This window comes from Streptomyces sp. NBRC 109706, assembly GCF_000974485.1.
In the GTDB taxonomy this organism is placed as follows: domain Bacteria; phylum Actinomycetota; class Actinomycetes; order Streptomycetales; family Streptomycetaceae; genus Streptomyces.
In genome coordinates, this window is the sequence record NZ_BBOM01000008.1 from 59,611 (window position 1) to 80,275 (window position 20,665).

General features: G+C 74.2%; 8 protein-coding genes and 1 pseudogene. 5 read left to right on the forward strand and 4 right to left on the reverse strand.

Annotated features, from left to right (window positions below):
• The first annotated feature begins 45 nt into the window (after window positions 1–45).
• The 4 genes and pseudogenes from AOM46_RS17585 (at window position 46) to AOM46_RS17600 (ending at window position 15,593) form a co-directional block, all read left to right on the forward strand.
• Window positions 46–6,630 carry an SDR family NAD(P)-dependent oxidoreductase gene (locus AOM46_RS17585; RefSeq protein WP_370592733.1) on the forward strand — a complete coding sequence of 2,195 codons (6,585 nt, stop codon included), beginning with the start codon at window positions 46–48 and terminating at the stop codon, window positions 6,628–6,630.
• 57 nt (window positions 6,631–6,687) lie between these two features.
• Window positions 6,688–13,923, forward strand: a pseudogene (locus AOM46_RS17590) (SDR family NAD(P)-dependent oxidoreductase); the annotation flags it as partial.
• Between the two features lie 82 nt (window positions 13,924–14,005).
• Complete coding sequence (locus AOM46_RS17595; RefSeq protein WP_062212869.1) at window positions 14,006–14,929, forward strand: SDR family NAD(P)-dependent oxidoreductase; 924 nt, start codon at window positions 14,006–14,008, stop codon at window positions 14,927–14,929.
• Window positions 14,930–15,149: 220 nt separating this feature from the next.
• On the forward strand, window positions 15,150–15,593 hold the full coding sequence (locus tag AOM46_RS17600) for a nitroreductase/quinone reductase family protein (RefSeq protein ID WP_062212872.1): 444 nt from the start codon (window positions 15,150–15,152) through the stop codon (window positions 15,591–15,593).
• A 28-nt stretch (window positions 15,594–15,621) separates the two neighbouring features.
• Here the strand turns inward: AOM46_RS17600 and AOM46_RS17605 are convergent, their stop codons facing one another.
• Genes AOM46_RS17605 through AOM46_RS17615 form a run of 3 tightly spaced genes read right to left on the reverse strand, consistent with a single transcriptional unit; the run spans window position 15,622 to window position 18,488 of the window.
• The gene (locus AOM46_RS17605) at window positions 15,622–17,106 is read right to left on the reverse strand and encodes a hypothetical protein (protein WP_062212875.1); all 1,485 of its coding nucleotides are present in this window, start codon (window positions 17,104–17,106) and stop codon (window positions 15,622–15,624) included.
• Window positions 17,081–17,845, reverse strand: coding sequence for a hypothetical protein (locus AOM46_RS17610; protein WP_062212879.1), 765 nt, complete (start codon window positions 17,843–17,845; stop codon window positions 17,081–17,083). Before AOM46_RS17610 ends, AOM46_RS17605 begins: the two co-directional genes overlap by 26 nt.
• 1 nt (window position 17,846) lies before the next feature.
• On the reverse strand, window positions 17,847–18,488 hold the full coding sequence (locus AOM46_RS17615) for a hypothetical protein (RefSeq protein WP_062212882.1): 642 nt from the start codon (window positions 18,486–18,488) through the stop codon (window positions 17,847–17,849).
• 301 nt (window positions 18,489–18,789) lie between these two features.
• Between AOM46_RS17615 and AOM46_RS17620 the strand changes: the two genes are divergently transcribed.
• Window positions 18,790–19,923 carry a macro domain-containing protein gene (locus AOM46_RS17620; RefSeq protein ID WP_067226320.1) on the forward strand — a complete coding sequence of 378 codons (1,134 nt, stop codon included), beginning with the start codon at window positions 18,790–18,792 and terminating at the stop codon, window positions 19,921–19,923.
• A 16-nt stretch (window positions 19,924–19,939) separates the two neighbouring features.
• Here AOM46_RS17620 and AOM46_RS17625 read toward each other — a convergent pair whose 3' ends face one another.
• Window positions 19,940–20,647 (reverse strand): 4Fe-4S single cluster domain-containing protein, encoded by a 708-nt coding sequence (locus tag AOM46_RS17625; protein WP_062213698.1) that lies wholly within the window; start codon window positions 20,645–20,647, stop codon window positions 19,940–19,942.
• Window positions 20,648–20,665 lie beyond the last annotated feature (18 nt).

Genomic DNA, 20,665 nt, shown 5'->3' on the forward strand with positions numbered 1-20,665 from the left:
CGACCTTCCCTCCTGACCCCAGACGTTCCGCCCCGTTCCGTAGGAGTGCCGACCATGGCGACCACCGAAGACAAGCTTCGTGACTATTTGAAGCGGGTCACCGCCGACTTCAGCAAACTCCGCCGTCACACGGCCGAGTTGGAGGCGCGCCAGCACGAGCCGATCGCCATCGTCGGCATGGCGTGCCGCTTCCCCGGCGGCGCCGAATCGCCCGAGGACCTGTGGCGCCTGGTCGCCGACGGCATCGACGCCATCAGCCCGTTCCCCACCGACCGGGCCTGGCCCGACGACCTCTACGACGCCGAGGCCGACGGCCCCGGCAAGAGCTATGTGCTGGAGGGCGGCTTCCTTCACGACGCCGGCCACTTCGACCCCGAGGCGTTCGGCATCTCCCCGAACGAGGCCCTGGCCATGGACCCGCAGCAACGGCTGCTGCTCGAAGCCTCCTGGGAGGCGTTCGAACGGGCCGGCATCGCGCCGACCGCGCTGCGCGGCAGCCGCACCGGGGTCTTCGCCGGCGCCGTCTCCTCCGACTACGCCACCGGACGCGCCGTGCCCCCCGGAGTCGACGGGTTTGTCGCCACCGGCACCATGGCCAGCGTGATCTCCGGCCGGGTCGCCTTCGCGCTCGGCCTCCAGGGACCCGCCGTCACCATCGACACCGCCTGCTCGTCCTCGCTGGTGGCGCTGCACCTCGCGGTGCAGTCACTACGCCAGGGCGACTGCGATCTCGCCCTGGCCGGCGGCGTCAACGTGATGCCGACGCCCGCCCCCTTCACCGCCTTCAGCCAGCAGCGCGGCCTGGCCCGCGACGGCCGCTGCAAGACGTTCTCCGCCGCCGCTGACGGCACCATCTGGTCCGAGGGCGTCGGGATGCTCCTCGTGGAACGCCTCTCCGACGCCCAGCGCAACGGACACCGCGTCCTCGCCCTCGTCCGTGGCTCCGCCACCAACCAGGACGGCGCCAGCAACGGCCTGAGCGCCCCCAACGAACTGGCGCAACGCCAGGTCATCCAGGACGCGTTGGCCAACGCCGGGATCTCCGCCACCGAGGTGGACATCGTCGAGGCCCATGGCACCGGCACCACGCTCGGCGATCCGATCGAGGCCCAGGCGCTGCTGGCCACCTATGGCCAGGACCGGCCCGAGGGCCGGCCGCTGTGGCTGGGCTCCATCAAGTCCAACCTGGGCCACGGCGGCGCCGCCGCCGGCGTCGCCGGGGTGATCAAGATGGTTCTCGCCATGCGCGCGGGGACCATGCCGCGCAGCCTCCATATCGACGAGCCGACGCCCCATGTCGACTGGTCGAGCGGCGCGGTGGAACTCCTCACCGAGGCCAGGGAGTGGACGGAGAACGGTCACCCCCGCCGGGCCGGCGTCTCCTCGTTCGGCGTCAGCGGCACCAACGCGCACATCATCGTCGAACAGGCCCCGGCCGAGGACGCCCAGGGCCCGGTGGTTGTCGCCGCCGACCGCGAGCCGGTGTGGCGGACGCCCATGCTGCCCTGGGTGATCTCGGCCCGTGGCCCCGAGGCGCTGACCGGCCAGGCGGAACGCCTCGCGGCGGCGACGGCCGGCAGCGACCTCGAAGTGGCCGATGCGGGCTGGTCGTTGCTCTCCACACGGGCCGTGCTGGAGCACCGCGCCGTGGTCTGGGGCGACACCGTCGAAACCCTGGCCGCCGGGCTGCGCGCCCCGATCGTCTCGGGCGCCGTCGGCTCCGACGCGGCGGCCGGCACGGTGTTTGTGTTCCCGGGTCAGGGTGCGCAGTGGGTTGGTATGGGGCGTGGGTTGTTGGTGTCGTCGCCGGTGTTCGCGGCGCGGTTGGGTGAGTGTGAGGTGGCGTTGGCGCCGTTTGTGGAGTGGTCGTTGGTCGGGGTGTTGGAGGGGGAGGACGAGGGGTGGTTGGAGCAGGTTGATGTGGTGCAGCCGGTGTTGTGGGCGGTGATGGTGTCGCTGGCGGCGGTGTGGGAGTCGATTGGTGTGCGGCCGTCTGCTGTGGTGGGGCATTCGCAGGGTGAGATTGCGGCTGCTGTGGTGGCGGGTGGGTTGTCGTTGGAGGATGGTGCGCGGGTGGTGGCGTTGCGGTCGGCGGCGATCCGTGATCTTGCCGGGTCGGGTGGGATGGTGTCGGTCGCGGCTGGGCCGGAGCGGGTCGCCGAACTTCTCGGTTCTGTTGAGGGTGTGTCGGTCGCCGCGTTCAATGGGCCTTCGGCGACGGTGGTGGCGGGTGAGGTGGCCGGGCTTGAGAGGTTGATGGCGGCTGCTGAGGCGGCCGGTGTCAGGGCGCGTCGGGTTCCGGTGGACTATGCGTCGCATTCCGCTCATGTGGCGGCGATCGAGGATCGGATTCTGGCGGATCTTGCCCCGATCAGCCCGCGGACGGGCAGCATTCCGTTGATTTCGGCGGTGACCGGGGAGCCGTTGGACACGTCCGGGATGGACGCGGCGTACTGGTATCGCAACCTTCGCCAGCCCGTCCGCTTCGCGGATGCGATGAACCACGCGGTCGGTCAGGGCTTCCGTCGGATCGTCGAGGTCTCCCCGCATCCGGTGCTCACGGTGCCGGTGCAGGAGATCCTGGAGACTGCGGATGTCGCCGGTGTGGTCGTGGGCACGTTGCGCCGCAACGAGGATGAGGCGGCTCGACTGATCGCGTCGGCCGGCGAGTTGTGGGTGAACGGCACCTCGGTCGACTGGACCGCGTTCTACGCCGGCCGCGCCGTGCGCCGCGTCGATCTGCCGACCTATGCCTTCCAGCGCAAGCGCTACTGGCTGGAGCCGCAGCCGCTCGCCGGCGACGCCGCCGGGCTCGGCCTCGGCTCCACCGAGCACCCGCTGTTGGGCGCCGCCGTGACCCTCGCCGCCGACGGCGGAGTGCTGCTGACCGGCCGTCTCTCGCTGCGCAGCCACCCGTGGCTGGCCGACCACGCGGTGCGCGGCACCGTGCTGCTGCCCGGCACCGGCTTCGTCGAGCTGGCGCTGCGCGCCGGCGACCAGGTCGGCTGCGGTCAGCTGCGTGAACTGACACTGCAGGCACCCCTGTTGCTGCCCGAGCAGGGCGGCGTTCAGCTTCAGGTCGTGGTGGGTTCCCCGGACGAGACGGGGAGCCGTTCGGTGCGGGTGTACTCCCGCGCCGAGGACGCCGATCCCGAACTGCCCTGGACCAGCCATGGCGAGGGCGTGCTGACGAACGAGGCGCCCGTCCTGCCGGACGACGCGGATCTGGTGGTCTGGCCGCCGCAGGGCGCCGAGCCGGTCGATGTGGCCCCGTTCTACCCGGCCGCCGCCGAGGTCGGCTACGAGTACGGCCCCGTGTTCCAGGGGCTGCGCGCGGTCTGGCGGCGCGGCGACGAGGTCTTCGCCGAGGTCGCGCTGCCCGAGTCCGCCCAGACCGACGCCGCGCGCTTCGGGATCCACCCGGCCCTGCTGGACGCCGCCCTGCACGCCAACGGCCTGGGCGCCTTCGGCACCACCGACGAGGGCCTGTCGCTGCCGTTCGCCTGGACGGGCGTCTCCCTGCACGCCACCGGCGCCCACGCCCTGCGGGTGCGGATCGGCCGCGCCGGCAGCGGCGGCCTGGCCGTCCTGGTCGCCGATCTGACGGGCCAACCCGTCGCCCACGCCGAGTCGTTGGTGCTGCGCCCGGTGACGGCGGGACAGCTCGCCGCCGCCGGCCAGGTGCGGGACGGGCTCTTCCGCGTCGTCTGGACGCCCGCCGAACCGGACGCCGCCACCGCCGCCTCGGATGTGCCGCCGTTCGCCGACTGGGCCGTGCTGGACGAGGACCGGTTCGGCCTCGGCCTGGCCGCCTTCGACCCGACGGCCGACCGGGCGGGAGCCGCGCCGCCGCCGCTGGTCGTGTTCGCCCCCGCCCTCCCGACCGCGCGGGCCGACGAGTCGGCCGGCGCGGCGACCCGTTCCGTCCTGGACGTTCTCCACACCGTCCGGGAGTGGCTGGCCGACGAGGGGACAGCCAACGCGCGGCTGGCCGTGGTGACCAGGGGAGCCGTCGCCGCCGACGCCTCCCACGCCGACCCCGACCTCGCGCTGTCGGCGGTCTGGGGCCTGGTCAGGTCGGCCCAGTCGGAGAACCCCGACCGGCTGCTGCTGGTGGACCTCGACCCCGCCACCGAGGGCCCCGCCGCCGAAGACACCGAGGGCCCCGCCGCCGAAGACGCCGCCGCCGAACTGGCGCGGGCCGTCGAGGTGGCGCTGCGGAACGCCGAAACGCAGACCGTGGTACGTGCCGGCGTGGTGCTGGTGCCCCGGATGAACCGTCTCGGCGAGGGCGGCGGGCTGGTGCCCCCGCCGGAGAGCGCGGCCTGGCGCCTCGACGCGCTGGGCGGAGGCACCCTGGAATCGCTGGCGCTGGTGCCGGCCCCCGAGGCCGAGGCGCCGCTGCCGCCGGGACAGGTGCGGGTCGCCGTGCGCGCCGCGGGACTGAACTTCCTTGACGTGCTGCTCGGCCTCGGCATGGCGCCGGCCGATCGCGAGATGGGCATCGAGGCCGCCGGAGTGGTCGTCGAGATCGGTGAGGGAGTCACCCGACTCGCCGTCGGGGACCGGGTGATGGGCCTGGTCCCCAAGGGCTTCGGCTCCCTCGCGGTGACCGACTCCCGGGTTCTCGCCCCGGTCCCCGACGGCTGGACGTTCGAGCAGGCGGCCTCAGTGCCGGTCGCGTTCCTCACCGCCTACTACGGGCTGGTCGACCTGGCCGGGCTGCGCGCCGGCGAGTCCGTGCTGGTGCACGCCGCCGCCGGCGGCGTGGGGATGGCCGCCGTCCAACTGGCCAGGCACCTGGGCGCCGAGGTCTTCGCCACCGCCAGCGAACCCAAGCAGTCGGCCGTCCGCGCCCTGGGCGTGCCGGCCGAACGGATCGCGTCCTCCCGCGATCTGGACTTCCGCGACACCTTCCTGGCCGCGACCGACGGCGCCGGAATGGATGTCGTACTCGACTCCCTGGCCCGGGAGTTCGTCGACGCGACCCTCGAACTCCTGCCGCGCGGCGGCCGGTTCCTCGAGATGGGCAAGACCGATATCCGCGACCCCGAGCAGGTCGCGGCCGACCACCCCCATGTCCGCTACCGCGCCTTCGACATGGGTGAGGCAGGCCCGGACCGCATCGGGGAGATCCTGGCCGAGATCGTGCGGCTCTTCGAGGCCGGCGTGCTGCGGCCGCTGCCGGTCACCGGCTGGGACGTGCGGCGGGCGCCCGAGGCGTTCCGCTTCATGAGCCAGGCCAGGCACACGGGCAAGATCGTGCTGACCGTCCCGGCCGGCCCGGACCCGAACGGCACGGTGCTGATCACCGGCGGCACCGGCACGCTGGGCGCGATGCTGGCCCGCCATCTGGTGGCCGAGCGCGGCGTCACCTCGCTGCTGCTGACCAGCCGCACCGGGTTCGACGCGCCGGGGGCCGTTGAACTCGCCGCCGAACTCATCGCGTTGGGCGCCAGGGTGGAGATCGCCGCCTGTGACGCGGCGGAACGCGAACAGCTCGCCAAGGTCATCGACGCCATCCCGGCCGACCGTCCGCTGACCGGCGTGGTGCACGCCGCCGGCGTGCTGGACGACGGCGTTCTCGGCTCGCTCACCGAGGACCAGGTCCAACGGGTGCTGCGGCCGAAGATCGACGCCGCCGTCAACCTGCACGAGCTGACCCGCGACGCCGACCTCGCCCTGTTCGCGCTCTACTCGTCCGTGGCCGGCCTCTTCGGCGCCCCGGGACAGGGCAACTACGCGGCGGCCAACGCCTTCCTCGACGCGCTGGCCCAGCACCGGCACGCGCTGGGGCTGCCCGCCACCTCGCTGGTGTGGGGCTTCTGGGCCGACGCCAGCGGAATGACCGGCCACCTCGACGGGCGCGACCGGGCCAGGATCTCCGGCAACGGCCTGGTGCCGCTGACCCCCGACGAGGGCCATGCGCTCTTCGACGCGGCCGTGCGCACCGACGAACCGCTGCTGGTCACCGCGCGCCTCGACCTCGGCTCGGGGGCCGCCCCCACGGACCCGGCGCTGCTGCCGCCGCTGATGCGGGCCCTGGTCCGCACCGGCCCCGCCCGGCGCACCGCCCAGTCGACGGCCGCCACCGGCGGCGGCACGGCGCTGGCCGCCCGCCTCGCCACCCTCGGCGAGGCCGAACGGGACAAGGTCGTCCTCGACCTGATCCGCGGTCATGTCGCCACCGTGCTGGGACACACCAACGCCCAGGCGGTCGGCGCCGAACGGCCGTTCAAGGAGATGGGGTTCGACTCGCTGACCGCCGTCGAACTGCGCAACCGGCTCAACACCGCGACCGGGCTCAGCCTCCCCGCGACGCTGATCTTCGACCATCCTTCGCCGCAGGCGCTCGCCCGGCTGATCCGCTCCGAGCTCGTGGTGACCGACGCCGACACCACGCCGCCCCTCGTCGCCCAACTGGACCGGCTCGACGCGTCGTTGGACGCCGCCAGCCCCGACGACATCGCGCGCGACCGGATCGTCGACCGGCTGCGTGCCACCCTCGCCCGGCTCAACGACGCCTCGTCCGCGTCCACGCCGCTCCCCGACGACAACGACGACGATCTGGCGACGGCCACCGACGACGAACTCTTCGACCTCCTCGAAGACGAACTCGGCACTCCTTGATCCCCCTCTCACGACACGGCCTGAATAGGTGACCTAGGGATGAACAACGAAGAGAAGCTTCGGGATTACCTCAAGCGGGCGACGGCCGACCTGCGCCAAGTCCGGCGGAGGGTCAAGGAGCTGGAGGAGCACCAGCCGATCGCCATCATCGGCATGGCCTGCCGGTTCCCCGGCGGCGTCGAGTCGCCCGAGGACCTGTGGCGGGTGGTGCGCGACGGGGTCGACACGGTCGAGAAGTTCCCCACCGACCGGGACTGGGACCTGGACGGCCTCTACGACCCGGATCCCGACCAGCCGGGCAAGAGCTATGTGGTCGAGGGCGGGTTCCTACGGGACGCCACCTCGTTCGACCCGGCCCCGTTCGGGATAGCGCCGCGCGAGGCGCTGGCCATGGACCCGCAGCAGCGGCTGCTCCTCGAAACCTCGTGGGAGACCTTCGAACGCGCCGGCATCGCGCCCACCGCGCTGCGCGGCAGCCAGATCGGCGTCTTCACCGGCACCCTGCCGTCCGAGTACACCAGCCGGATCGTCAAGGCGCCCGACGAGATCGAGATATTCCTCGGCACCGGCAACTCGCCCAGCGTGGTGTCCGGCCGGATCGCCTACAGCCTGGGCCTTGAGGGCCCGGCCGTCTCCGTCGACACGGCGTGCTCCTCCTCGCTGGTGGCCATGCACCTGGCCGCGCAGGCGCTGCGCGGCGGCGAGTGCTCGCTGGCGCTGGCCGGCGGTGTCACCGTGATGTCGACGCCGACCAGCTTCGTGCTGCAGAGCCGGCTCAAGGGCGCCTCGTCCGACGGGCGCTGTCGGGCGTTCTCGGCGGCGGCCGACGGCTTCGGTCCTGGCGAGGGCGTCGGCATGCTGCTCCTCGAACGGCTCTCCGACGCGCGCCGCAACGGACACCGGGTGCTGGCCGTCATCCGCGGCTCCGCCGTCAACCAGGACGGCGCATCCAACGGGCTCACCGCGCCCAACGGTCCCTCCCAACAGCGGGTGATCCGGCAGGCGTTGGCCAACGCGGGGCTGTCGGCCGCCGAGGTTGACGTCGTCGAGGCCCATGGCACCGGCACCACGCTCGGCGATCCGATCGAGGCCCAGGCGCTGCTCGCCACCTATGGCCAGGACCGGCCCGAGGGCCGGCCGCTGTGGCTGGGCTCCGTCAAGTCCAACATCGGCCACGCGCAGGCCGCCGCCGGAGTCGCCGGCGTCATCAAGATGGTGATGGCGCTGCGCGCCGGCACCCTGCCGCGCACCCTCCATGTCGACGAGCCCACGCCCAAGGTCGACTGGACGGCCGGCTCCGTGGAACTCCTCACCGAGGCCAGGGAGTGGCCGGCCGACGGCCACCCCCGCCGGGCCGGCGTCTCCTCGTTCGGCATCAGCGGCACCAACGCGCATCTGATCGTGGAGGAGGCACCGGCCGAGGCGGCCGTCGACGAACCCCTGGTCCCCGGCGCGGGCGAGGGGCCGCGCGCCTGGACCGCGCCCACCCTGCCCTGGCCCGTCTCGGCCAGGGGCGCCGCCGCGCTGACCGCCCAGGCGGAACGGATCGCCGACCTCGCCGAACGCGCCGACGACACCGCGCCCGCCGACATCGGCTGGAGCCTGCTCTCCGGTCGCGCCACCCTCGAACACCGGGCCGTCGTCTGGGGCCGGGACGGCGACGAACTGACGGCGGGGCTGCGCGCCGTCGCCGGCGACAGCCCGGCGATCAACGCGACCCGCGGCGTCAGCGCCGACGACACCGATGTCGCGTTCCTCTTCCCCGGACAGGGCGGCCAGTGGATCGGCATGGGACGTGGGCTGCTCGCCTCCTCGCCGGTGTTCGCCGCGCGGCTGGGGGAGTGCGAGGCGGCGCTGGCGCCGTTGGTCGACTGGTCGTTGGCGGACGTGCTGCGGGGCGAGGACGAGGGCTGGCTGGAACGCGTCGACGTGGTGCAGCCGGTGCTGTGGGGGGTGATGGTGTCCCTGGCCGCCCTCTGGGAGTCGGTGGGCGTGTCCCCCTCGGTCGTGGTGGGCCACTCCCAGGGGGAGATCGCCGCCGCCGTGGTGGCCGGCGCGCTGACGCTGGAGGACGGCGCGCGGGTGGTGGCGCTGCGGTCGGCCGCGATCCGTGAACTCGCCGGCAGCGGCGGGATGGTGTCGCTGGCCGCCGGCCCGGAGAAGGTCACCGAACTGCTGTCCGACACGGACGGGGTGTCGATCGCGGCGTTCAACGGTCCTTCGGCGACGGTGGTGGCCGGCGATGTGGACGAGCTGGAGACGCTGATGGCGACCGCCGAGGCCGCCGGGGTGCGGGCCCGTCGGGTTCCGGTGGACTACGCCTCGCACTCCGTCCATGTCGCGGCCATCGAGGACCGGATCCTGACCGATCTCGCCCCGATCAGCCCACGCGCCGGAAACGTGCCGCTGGTCTCCGCCGTGACCGGGGAAACCCTCGACACCACGGGCCTTGACGCGGCCTACTGGTACCGCAACCTCCGCCAACCGGTGCGCTTCGCCGACGCGTTGACGACCGTGCTGGAGCAGGGCTACCGACGGCTGGTCGAGGTCTCCCCGCATCCGGTGCTCACCATGGGCGTCCAGGAGGTGGCCGAGGAACGCGACGCCGGGGGGCTGGTCGTCGTCGGCACGCTGCGCCGCGACGAGGACGAGACGGCCCGACTGATCGCCTCGGCCGCCGAACTCTGGGTGGCCGGCGGCCCCGTCGACTGGGCCGCGTTCTACGCCGGCCGCGCCGTGCGCCGCGTCGACCTGCCGACCTACCCGTTCCAGCGCCAGCGCTACTGGCTGGACAGCGGCGCCGACGACGCCGATGTCAGCGGCGCCGGCCTCACCGCCGCCGGCCACCCGCTGCTGGGCGCCGCCGTCACCCTCGCCGTCGACGGCGGGGTGCTGCTGACCGGCCGTCTCTCGCTGCGCAGCCACCCCTGGCTGGCCGACCACGCCGTGCAGGGCAGCGTGCTGCTGCCCGGCACCGGATTTGTCGAGCTGGCGCTGCGCGCCGGCGACGAGGTCGGCTGCGGGCAGCTGCGCGAACTGACCCTGCAGGCACCGTTGTTGCTCTCCGAACACGGCGGGGTTCAGCTTCAGGTCGTGGTGGGCCTGCCGGACGAGGTCGGGCGACGCTCGGTGCGGATCCACTCCCGCGCCGAGGACGCCGACCCCGAGCTGCCCTGGACCTGCCACGGCGAGGGCGTGCTGAGCGCCGAGACGCCCACCCCGGAGGCGGAGAGCGACCTGGCGGCCTGGCCACCGGCGGACGCGGAGCCGGTGGATGTGACCGCGTTCTACCCGACCGCTGCCGAGGCCGGATACGAGTACGGTCCGGTGTTCCAGGGCCTGCGCGCGGTCTGGCGGCGCGGCGACGAGATCTTCGCCGAGGTCGCGCTCCCCGAGTCGGCCCAGGCGGACGCCGGCCGGTTCGGCCTCCACCCCGCGCTGCTGGACGCCGCCCTGCACGCCAACGCGGTCGCCGCCACCGAGGCCGACCGTGGCACCCTGCTGCTGCCGTTCGCCTGGAGCGGCGTCTCCCTGCACGCCGGCGGCGCCGCCGCGCTGCGGGTGCGCATCCGCTCCGCCGGGCCCGAGGAGGTCTCGCTGGTCGCGGCCGACGCCTCGGGACAGACCGTGGCCCGGGCCGAGTCCCTGGTGCTGCGCCCGGTCACCCCGGGACAGCTCGCCACCGACGACCAGGCCGGCTCCGACTCGCTGTTCCGCGTCGACTGGACGCCGCTGGCCATCGACACCGACAGCGTCCCGTTCGGCGTGTGGGCGGTCCTCGGCGATGAGGCGTTCGGCATCGGCGCCGCCGTGCACGCCGCCGGCATGGCGGTGGACGCCTACCCCGATCTGGACTCCCTGCGCGCCGTGTTGGACGCCGGCGTCCCCGCGCCCGCCGTGATGCTGCTGCCCTGCGCGCCGGGCGGCCCCGACGCCGATGCGACCCCCGACGTCGTCGTGGAGCTGCTGCGCACCGCCCAGGAGTGGCTGGCCGACGACCGGCTCACCGCGTCCCGGCTGGTCGTGGTGACCCAGGGCGCGGTGGCCACCGGCCAGGGACAGGACGTCACCGATCTGCGCAACGCCCCGGTCTGGGGGCTGCTGCGCACCGCGCAGGCCGAACACCCCGAGCGTTTCGTCCTGGTGGACGTCGACCAGGACGCCGGCGCCCAACAGGAGCTGGTCGCCGCCGTGCTCGCCGCCATGGCCGGCGCCGAGCCGCAGGTCGCGCTGCGCGCCGAACAGGCCCTGGTGCCCCGGCTGGTACGGGCGTCCGGCGGTGGTGGCCTGGTGCCGCCGGTCGGCGTCGCCGAATGGGGGCTGCGCGGCACCGGCTCCGGCACCCTGGAGGATCTGGCGCTGGTCGCGACCCCGGAGGCCGCCGAGCCGCTGGGACCCGACGAGGTGCGGGTCGCGGTGCGCGCCGCCGGCCTCAACTTCCGCGATGTGCTGCTGGGCCTGGGCATGTACCCGGAGGAGGCACCGCTCGGCAGCGAGGCCGCCGGCGTGGTGGTCGAGATCGGCGCCGAGGTGACCCGACTCGCCGTCGGCGACCGGGTGATGGGCCTGATTCCGCGGAGCTTCGGCCCGCTGGCCAGCACCCCGGCCCTCGCCGTGGTCCGCATCCCCGACGGCTGGACGTTCGAGCAGGCCGCCGCCGTGCCGGTCGCGTTCCTCACCGCCTACTACGGGCTGGTCGACCTGGCCGATCTGCGGCCGGGCGAGTCGGTGCTGATCCACGCCGCCGCCGGCGGGGTGGGGATGGCCGCCGTCCAGCTGGCCCAGCACCTGGGCGCGACGGTCTACGCCACCGCCAGCGAACCCAAGCAGCGGGCCGTCGCCGAGCTGGGCGTGGCGCCGGAACGGATCGCGTCCTCCCGCGATCTGGACTTCCGCGACACCTTCCTGGCCGCGACCGACGGCGCGGGCGTGGATGTCGTCCTCGACTCGCTGGCCCGCGAGTTCGTCGACGCCTCCCTCGAACTCCTGCCGCGCGGCGGGCGGTTCACCTCCATGGGCAAGACGGACATCCGCGATCCCGAACAGGTCGCCGCCGACCACCCCGGCGTCGTCTACCGCGCCTACGACCTCGGGGAGGCCGGTGAACAGCGGGTCTTCGAGATCCTCACCGAGATCGTGCGGCTCTTCGAGGCCGGCGTGCTGCGGCCGCTGCCGCTCACCACCTGGGATGTGCGCCGCGCCCCCGAGGCGTTCCGCTTCATGAGCCAGGCCAGGCACACGGGCAAGATCGTGCTCACCGTGCCGGCCGCGCTCAGGCCCGATGGCACCGTGCTGATCACCGGCGGCACCGGGACCCTGGGCGCGCTGCTGGCCCGCCATCTGGTCGCCGCCCACGGCGTGACCTCCCTGGTGCTGACCAGCCGCACCGGTCTCGCCGCCCCCGGCGCGACCGAACTCGCGGCGGAACTCACCGAGTTGGGCGCGCGGGTGCAGATCGTCGCCTGTGACACGGCGGAACGTGACCAGATCGCGACCGTACTGGCCGGCATCCCCGCCGCGCACCCGCTGACCGGCGTCGTGCACGCCGCCGGCGTGCTGGACGACGGCGTGCTCGACTCGCTCACCGAGGAACAGGTGCGCCGGGTGTGGCGGCCCAAGGTGGACGCGGCCGTCAACCTGCACGAGCTGACCCGCGACGCGGATCTGGCCATGTTCGCGCTCTACTCCTCGGCCTCCGGCGTCTTCGGCTCCCCCGGCCAGGCCAACTACGCGGCCACCAACGTCTATCTGGACGCCCTGGCCCACCACCGGCGCGCCCGGGGGCTGCCCGCCACCTCCCTGGTGTGGGGCTTCTGGGCGGACGCCAGCGGAATGACCGGCCACCTCGGCGGCCGCGACCGGGCCAGGATCTCGGGCAACGGCCTGGTGCCGCTGACCGCGCAGGAGGGCAACGCGCTCTTCGACGCCGCCGTCCGCACCGACGAGCCGCTGCTGGTCGCCGCCCGCCTGGACCTCGCCGCCATCAGGGGGCTGGCCGCCGCGGCCGGCTCGACCAGCGCGCTGCCCGCGATGATGCGGGTGCTGATCCGGCCCCCGGCGCAGCGTCGCACCGTCGAACGGGCCGCCGTCGGCGCGGCGCCCGCCGGCGATCCCGGCTCGTTGGCCGGCCGGCTCGCCGGCCTGGGCGACGCCGAACGCGAGCAGGCCCTGCTCGCCCTGGTGCGCGACCATATCGCGGTCGTGCTCGGCTTCCCCGACGCCGAAGGCATCGACACCGGACGGGAGTTCCTGGCCCTGGGCTTCGACTCGCTGACCGCCGTCGAACTCCGCAACCGGCTCAACGCGGCCACCGGTCTCGAACTCGCCCCCACGCTGATCTTCGAGCACCCCACGCCGGTGGCGCTCGCCCGGCATCTGACGGAGCAGCTGCGCGACACCCTCGGCGCCGGGGTCGCGCCCAGCGCGCCGGCCCAGGCCGCGCCGCCGAAGCCGGAGTCGATCAGCGCGCTCTGGCAGAGCCAGTTCGCCATCGGCAAGGGCCCTCAGCTCCACGAGGTGATGCTGCGGCTCGCCGACTTCCGGCCGCACTTCACCTCGGCCCAGGACATCGAGGAGCTGCCCGGGCTGACCACGCTGTCCCGTGGCCCGCGCCGGCCACGGCTGGTCTGCGTGCCCACCTTCGCCTGGAAGCCCAGCCCCTACCAGTACTCCTCGTTCGCCGCCGGCTTCACGGAGAGCCGCACGCTCTCCGTGCTGGCGCTGCCCGGATTCAAGAGCGGGGAGCAACTGCCCACCGGGATAGACGCGTTGGTCGACGCCCAGGCGGAGGCGATCCGCCGCGCGGTCGGCGAGGAACCGTTCGTGGTGGTCGGCTACTCCATCGGCGGGTTCCTCGCCAACGCCGTCACCCACCGCCTGGAGCAGCTGGGCGCCGGCCCGTCGGCGCTGGTGATGATCGACACCCACTGGATGGACCTCGGCGACTACAACGAGGAGAACTCCTGGGTGAAGAACATCTCCAGCGGCGTCCTCGACCGGGGCGGCCAGCAGGACCAGCTCGGCGAGGACTGGGGCGACGCCTGGGTCACCGCCCGCGCCCGCTACATGGACCTGCGGTTCGAGGCCAGGGAGGTGGCCGCCGAGACGCTGGTGCTGCGGGCCGGCGACCGAATCGACCCCACCTCCGAGGGCGAGGACTCCATCGCCGACTGGAAGTTCCCGCACACGTCGATCGCCGTCCCCGGCAACCACTTCTCCGTGATGGAGGGCACCGGCGGCGCCAACACCGCCGGCGTCCTGGACGAGTGGCTGCGCGAACGGTTCGAGGCGTGAGCCGCCCGGGCCGGCCCGGCCGGGGCCCCGGCCCGTTCCGTCGACAGCAGCACAGCGACACAGCAGCAGAGAGGGGCACACCGTGCTCGACCTAGCCGGGCGCACCGCGTTCATCACCGGCGCCGCCCAGGGGATCGGCCTGGGCATCGCCCGCGCCTTCGCCCGGGAGGGCGTGAAACTCGCGATCACCGACATCGAACAGGAGGCGTTGGACAAGGCCGAGGCCGAGCTGTCCGCGCTCACCTCGGTGGCGGCGTTCGTCCTCGACGTGCGGGACCGCCCCGCGTTCGCCCGGATCGCCGACGAGGCGGAGGAACGCCTCGGCCCGGTCACCCTGGTGATCAACAACGCCGGCATCGGCGGGCCGCTCTCGCTGGCCGAGATGTCCTACGAGCTGTGGGACCTCTACCTGGGGATCAACATCGGCGGCGTGGTCAACGGGGTGCAGACCTTCCTGCCCCGGCTGATGGCGCGCGGCGAGCCCGCCCATCTGGTGAACACCGCGTCCGGTGTGGGGCTCGCCCCGGCCGGCGGCTCCACCATCTACGAGGCGTCCAAGGCCGGCGTCGTCGGCCTCTCCGAGGCCCTGGGCAAACAACTCGCTCTGGAGGGCCACCCCATCGGCGTCACCGTGCTCTGCCCGGGCGCGGTGGCGACCAACCTGGCCGCCACCTCACGCGCCGCCCGCGACCTCGCCGCCCCACGGCCGGACGCCACCGACGAGGACCGGGAACGCGACGACCGGCGCGAGCGGGACGAGACCAGCTTCCTGCGCAACCTCGGCGCCGACCCGGACGAGGCCGGGCCCGTCGTCGTCGAGGCGGTGCGAAACGGCGCCACGTACGCCATCACCGACCGCTCGACCGCCGGCCAACTCGCGCAGCGCGCGAAGGCGTTGTTCAGCGCTCTGCCGCCGGCCACCGAACGCGACCACAGGCTCGACGTGTTCATGGCCGCCCAGCGGCGCCGGATGGCCCAGGACGGCGACGGCCCAGGCGCCGGCTGACCCCACCGCACGGTGCGCGCCGGACCCTCGGGGCCCGGCGCGCACCGTGCGGGCCGAGCGGGACTTCGCGGACACGGACTGGCCAAAACGGATCGGTTCGGGCAACGTTCCGCAACTGAGCGGGCGGCCCGGGCGCGTTGACCGGAAAACGCCCGGGTCCCGCCGGCGGCATGACACCGTGAACGCCGACCGGCCCGCCGCCCGATGGGAGAGAGCCCCGATGACCAGCGTCCCGGACACCGTCAACAACAACCCGTTCAACCGGAACGTCATCCGGGAGTTCCGCGAACGAGGCGGCCAGGTAAGCGACTTCGGCGCCGTCTCGCTGCTGCTGCTCACCACCCGTGGCGCGCGCACCGGGCTGGAGCGGACCACCCCGCTGGTCTATCTGCCGGACGGTGACCGGCTGGTCGTCTTCGCCTCCAACGGCGGCTCGCCCACGGCCCCCGGCTGGTACCACAACCTGCGCGCCTCGACCGAGGTCGTGGTCGAGCTGGGCACCGAACGCTTCACCGCCCGGCACGCGTTGGTGCCGGAGGAGGAGCACGAGACGTTCTGGCAGCGGGCCATCGCGCAGGACGCCAACTTCGCCGGCTTCCGCCGGCGCACCAGCCGCTCCATCCCCCTCGTCGCCCTCACCCGCGTCCCGGCCGACGCCGCCTGACGCCGACCGGGCGCGGCTGGCGCGCCGTTCAGGCGGTGGTCGCCGGGCGGGGGAGGAGCGGCCAGGTGCCGGAGAGACGGATGGCTGCCTCGGTGACCGCCGGATCGCGGGCCGCCGAGGCCAACCCGTCGAGATAGGCGTGCGCCGCCGCCTCGTACAGGTCGTCCACCTCGCGCAGCGCGGCGTCCAACGCGTCCTGCCGCGCCGTCTCCTCGGCCGGTCGGGCGCTGGCCCGCGCTGCGGCGCGATGCGCCGTGGCCGCCGCCGTCCGCTCCGCGTCGGCCAGCCGCCGCCGCGCCTCGGCCGTCCGGCGGTAGGCCGCCAGATACGGGTGCGAGACGCCGAGGCCCAGCAGAAACGCCACCCCGCCGGAGAGCAGCAGCAGCGCGAAGAACATCAGGCTCATCGTCTGCTCGCCGATGTTCAACTGGGCCAGCACACTGGACGGTTCGCGCAGCTCCGGCGGGAGGAACGCGGCCTCGTCCGGATCGACGACCAGCGGCGCCCGCTCCTCCGCCAGCAGGCTGCCGCGCAGGCTGCCCAGCACCCAGCAGGCATAGGCCCAGACGGCGAGGAGCGCCAGCGCCGGCGCGGCCAGCAGCCGGTTGGCGCCGGTGGCCGGCAGCGTGCGCAGCAGCCGCCCGAGGATATGCGGGACGGCGATCATCACCGCGCCGACGGCCAGCGTGAAGGTCGCGGTGAGCAGGTTGGACGCCGCGTCCCCGGTGCCGTGCAGCCGCCGGAACGCCGTCCAGTAGATGGGGAGTTCCACCAGCGTCAGACAGACCAGCAGCGCGAGGGTGCCGCGCCGGGAGAGACCGCTGCGGCTCTCGCCCTCCCACTGGACCGGCGTCGGCTCGCCCCCGGCCGCCGGGGCCGCGTCCGCGTCCCGGTGCGGGTCCGGGTCCAGGTCCCGCTCCCCGTCGGGATCCGGCGGCAGGTCCCTGGCGTCGGCGTCGTCCCCGGCGGGCGGTTCGCGGGTGCCGCGCCGCTCCAGCCAGCGGGCCGCCGCCTCCCTGGCCGCGCGCCGACCCGCCGCCTCCCTGGCCAGCCGGTCCAACTGGGCCCGGGTGACCGTCAGATGGGCGTCGCGCTCGGCCCGCTCCTCCGCCGTATGCCGCGCGGCGTCCTGGGCCGCCTCCGCCTCGGCCCTGGCGCCGGCGGAGGCCCGTTCGGCCGCGCCCCGCCGCTCGGCGGCCCGCCGCAGCAGCGCCTGCCGCCGCCGGTCGCGCTCCGCCGCCAGCGACGCCAGCCGGGGCAGCAGCCCGTCGGCCGACAGCACCCACGGGTCGTACAGCCGCCGGCGCGCCGCCCGCCGGCCCTCGCGTCGGCAGCGGGCCAACAGCGCGGACCCGTCGAGCGCGTCGCGCCCCCCGCGCTCGCGGCGCTCGCCGCCCGGCAGCGGCGCGCGCCGCTCCCCGCGGCCGTCGCCCGGGGCGCGCGCCCGGCCGGGCAGCGGGCGGCGGAGGCGTCGTCCGCCGCCCGGATCAGTGTTGGTAGCCGGTGTCGACATCGGCGCCCACCCGCCCTTCCAGCAGCTCCGTCCAGAACGCGTCGAAGTCCTCGTAGGCGTCGGAGTCCTGGCTCAGCCGCATGCCGTACCCGGTCGGGTAGACGGTGGTCGCGGGCAGCTCCGGCAGCCGGCCGCGGTCGCCGAGACCGTCGATCACCTCGGCGCGGGACTCCGGCGTCGTCAGATCCTCCCCCGGCAGCACGAACGAGCCGTCGCGCTGCACGAAGTCGCTGACCACCAGGACATGGAACGGTTCGCCGTCGTCCGGCGCCGACCGGGAGACACGGTCCAGGGCGCCCAGCACATCGGAGCCCGGGCTGTGCTCCCTTGCGCAGTCCAGCAGTTCGACCGCGCGGCCCCCGGCCACCGCCCGCTGGGCGGCCCGCACATCGTCCCGCTCCAGCGTCGAGTCGGCGTCCGGATCCAGATCGATGGGCTCGGCCTGGCAGATCGAGCCCTCCGAGGCGCGGGTGATGGGCGCGTACGCCAGGGTGCGGCACTCCAGGTCGGCCAGGAAGGCCGGCAGCGCCGTCTCCAACTTGGCCAGCGCGTCGAACCCGTCGGGCGCGTCGCCTCCGGACCCCGAGCCGTCGACCAGCAGCGCGCAGGCCGTGTCATAGCGGTCCACCCTGGTGCCCAGGGCCTCGCCGACGGCCCCGCAGCCGCCGACGCCGACGATCGCCGTCGCGGCGAGCGCGCCGGCCAGCAGTCGGCGCCTTCCGTGCTCGATCCCGGCCATCTCAACGACCCCCCTTCGGATCGGTGCCGCCGTGCGTGTCCAGCAGCCACAGCGCGCGGCCGGTGGCGGACGCCGAGGTGCCGTCCGCCGTGGTCAACCAGCTGTCGGGGCGCAGCCAGCCGGCGTCCAACTCGACGGGGGCCGGGGCCCAGTGCGCCAGATAGGCGGGCGCCGGATCGGGTACGTCCCGGTGGTTGTGGCGCACCGCGTCCCAGTAGCAGGCGATCCGCTGGTTGAAGTGCTCGGTCACGGCGGTGGCCCGGTAGCGGCACAGATCCGCCTTGGTGCGCCACTCGCCGACCCGCTGCCCGAACCTGGCCAGCGCCGCCGGCGCGGTGAGCCCGCGCTCGTCGTAGTGCGTCACCACCTGCACGGCCTGGTATCTGATCTCGGTCACCAGCCGCCACTCCCGGCGCAACAGCCGGGACCGCAGCTGCTCCACCGCGCGCTGCGCGGTCGCCCGCTGCTCGGTCACATAGGCGCTGACCGCGCTCCCCGGCGACACCGACCGGGGCTCGGGCGCCGGAACATGCGGCAGCCCGCGCGCCCCGTCGCGCAGCCCCTGGGCGCGCGCCTTCCGCAGCGCCCTGTGGCCCGCCGCGGCCTGCCGGGCGACCCGGTTGACATTCTCCGTTCTGATCATGGTGCCTCCCCCTCTCTCGTTTCCCTCGTTCACATAAAGGCTCCGACGGATATGCCACGACGGCGGATTTCGCCGCCCGCATTCATGTCTGCTAATGAAGCCTTAACACGGTTGGGCCCGGCGGAATTCGGAGAACGGAAAGAGCCCGGTAATCGACCGGGGTTCGCCCCGAAGGCGGCCGCCCCGGGCGCCGGGGACGGCCCGGAGCGGGCTTCGAAGCGGCGCCGGGGCGGGGCGCCGAGCCACCGGGATCGCGTCCGGTGACGCGCCGGAGGCGCGCATACGCTCTATGTTGGTACGCATGGGTCAGGAAACGGTGTCCGATGTCCCCGCGCACGCCGAACTCGTCGACGATCTCCGCGCGTTACGCCGCCCCGGGCTCGCCGGGCTGCGCAGCCTCCCGCTGCCCGCGCTACGCGCCTCCGCCGTGGCCTGCGGCCTCTCCACCGGCCCTGACGACGCGCCGGCCGGCGTCGAGGCACTGCTGCGGCAGGCCGCGCGGCGCCTCGGCGACCAGGACGCGCTCGGCCGGGCGGCGGCCCGCACCTATGGCCTCGTCCCCGGATACCGGGGCGCGACCGCCTTCGACCGCAGGAAGGCCGCCGCCGAGGTGTACCGGGTGAGCACCGAGACCTTCCGCAAACGGCAGGAGAGCCAGGTCTTCGACCAACTGGCGGAGGCGGTCCTCGCGCTCTGCCGGGAGCACGGGCGACGTTCCGCCGCCGGGGCGACCCCCGCCGCCGGGCCGCCCGCGCGGCGGCCGTCCGAATCCCAACGGGACGACGCCGCACCGCCGTTCACCGTCGAGACCACCATCGCCGACGCGCCGGTGCCGTTTGTGCTGCATGTCTCCCCGGTCGACCTGCTGCGGAACGTGGACATCATCGTCTCCTCCGAGAACGTCTATCTGGAGATGTCCAAGACCTTCTGGCCCAACGTCTCCGCCGCGCTGCGCCGCGCCTGCGCCCTGCGGAACGCGTCCGGCGAGATCGTGGACGATGTCCTGGTGCGCGAACTGAGCGCCTGGGTACGGAAGTTCGGACGACCCGGGCTGCCGGTCAGGCCCGGCACGGTCGCCGCCACCTCGTCCGGGGCGATGGCCGGGCAGGGCGTCCGTCGGATCTACCACGCGGCCGTGGCCGTCCCGATGGCCGACCGGGAGGGCTACGAGGTGGCGCCCGGCGATATCGCCCGCGCCGTACGGGAGGCGTTCGCGCTGGCCAGGGCCGAACGCGCCGCGTTCGACCCGCCGTTGTCCTCGATCTGCTTCCCGCTGATGGGCGCCGGCCGGGGCGGCGTCTCCGCCGCGACCAGCGCCAGCTGGATCGGCTGGGCGGTGCACGAGGAGCTGACCCGCGACCCGTCCTGGACGGTGCACCTGGTCGTCCGCAACCGCGCCACGGCCGAGTCGATCGCCGAACTGGACCCCGACTAGGTTCACGTCCGGCCGATCATCCCGCGCGCCAGCTGGGATCGGTCAGCTCCACGCCCGCGTTCCGCAAGTCCGTTTCCAGGGCGGCCAGTTCGCCCGGACGTGGCACCCCGTACAGGGCGAGGGCCGCGCCCCGCCCGGCCGTCTGCAGGGTGCGCCCCGTGGCGCGGCGCTCCAGATGCGGGGCGTAGCGGGCGGTGCCCAGCGGGGTGCGGGGGACCAGCCGCTGGTTCGCCGAACCGCGCCAGACCAGATCGGTGGCCCTGGCGGCGACATAGCGGCCGGTGACCAGCGCGTCCGCGTGCCGGACGGCCCGCGCCCTGGCCTCGTCCGCCGCCACCTCCGCCTCCGTATAGCCGGTGTAGAGCAACAGATCCGCCTCGGCCGCCCCCCTGGTCCTGGCCGCGCCCGCCAACAGGCGGGCCAGCGCCTCCGGTTGGGCCAGCGGTTCACCGCCGCTGACCGTCAGCCCCTCGGCGCCGGCGGCCAGCGCCTCGCGCCACAGCGCCAACAGCTCGGCCACCGGCCACTGCTGGCCGCCCGCCGCGTCCCAGGTGTGCCGGGACATGCAGCCGGCGCACGCCAACGGGCAGCCCTGGAACCAGATGCCAAGACGCCGCCCCGGGCCCAGCACCGTCAACGGCCAGTGGCTGCCGCTGATCCGCGCCACCCGCCCGGGCCCCTCGTCTCCCTCGTCCGTTTCCGCTTCCGTTTCCTCGCCCCTCATGGCCGTCAGCATTTCCGC

What these genes read in the sequence shown, in the direction of transcription:
- AOM46_RS17625 (WP_062213698.1), bottom strand. Translation starts at nt 20,647, where the DNA reads ATGAGGGGCGAGGAAACGGAAGCGGAAACGGACGAGGGAGACGAGGGG.
- AOM46_RS17615 (WP_062212882.1), bottom strand. Translation starts at nt 18,488, where the DNA reads ATGATCAGAACGGAGAATGTCAACCGGGTCGCCCGGCAGGCCGCGGCG.
- AOM46_RS17605 (WP_062212875.1), bottom strand. Translation starts at nt 17,106, where the DNA reads ATGTCGACACCGGCTACCAACACTGATCCGGGCGGCGGACGACGCCTC.
- AOM46_RS17600 (WP_062212872.1), top strand. Translation starts at nt 15,150, where the DNA reads ATGACCAGCGTCCCGGACACCGTCAACAACAACCCGTTCAACCGGAAC.
- AOM46_RS17620 (WP_067226320.1), top strand. Translation starts at nt 18,790, where the DNA reads ATGGGTCAGGAAACGGTGTCCGATGTCCCCGCGCACGCCGAACTCGTC.
- AOM46_RS17610 (WP_062212879.1), bottom strand. Translation starts at nt 17,845, where the DNA reads ATGGCCGGGATCGAGCACGGAAGGCGCCGACTGCTGGCCGGCGCGCTC.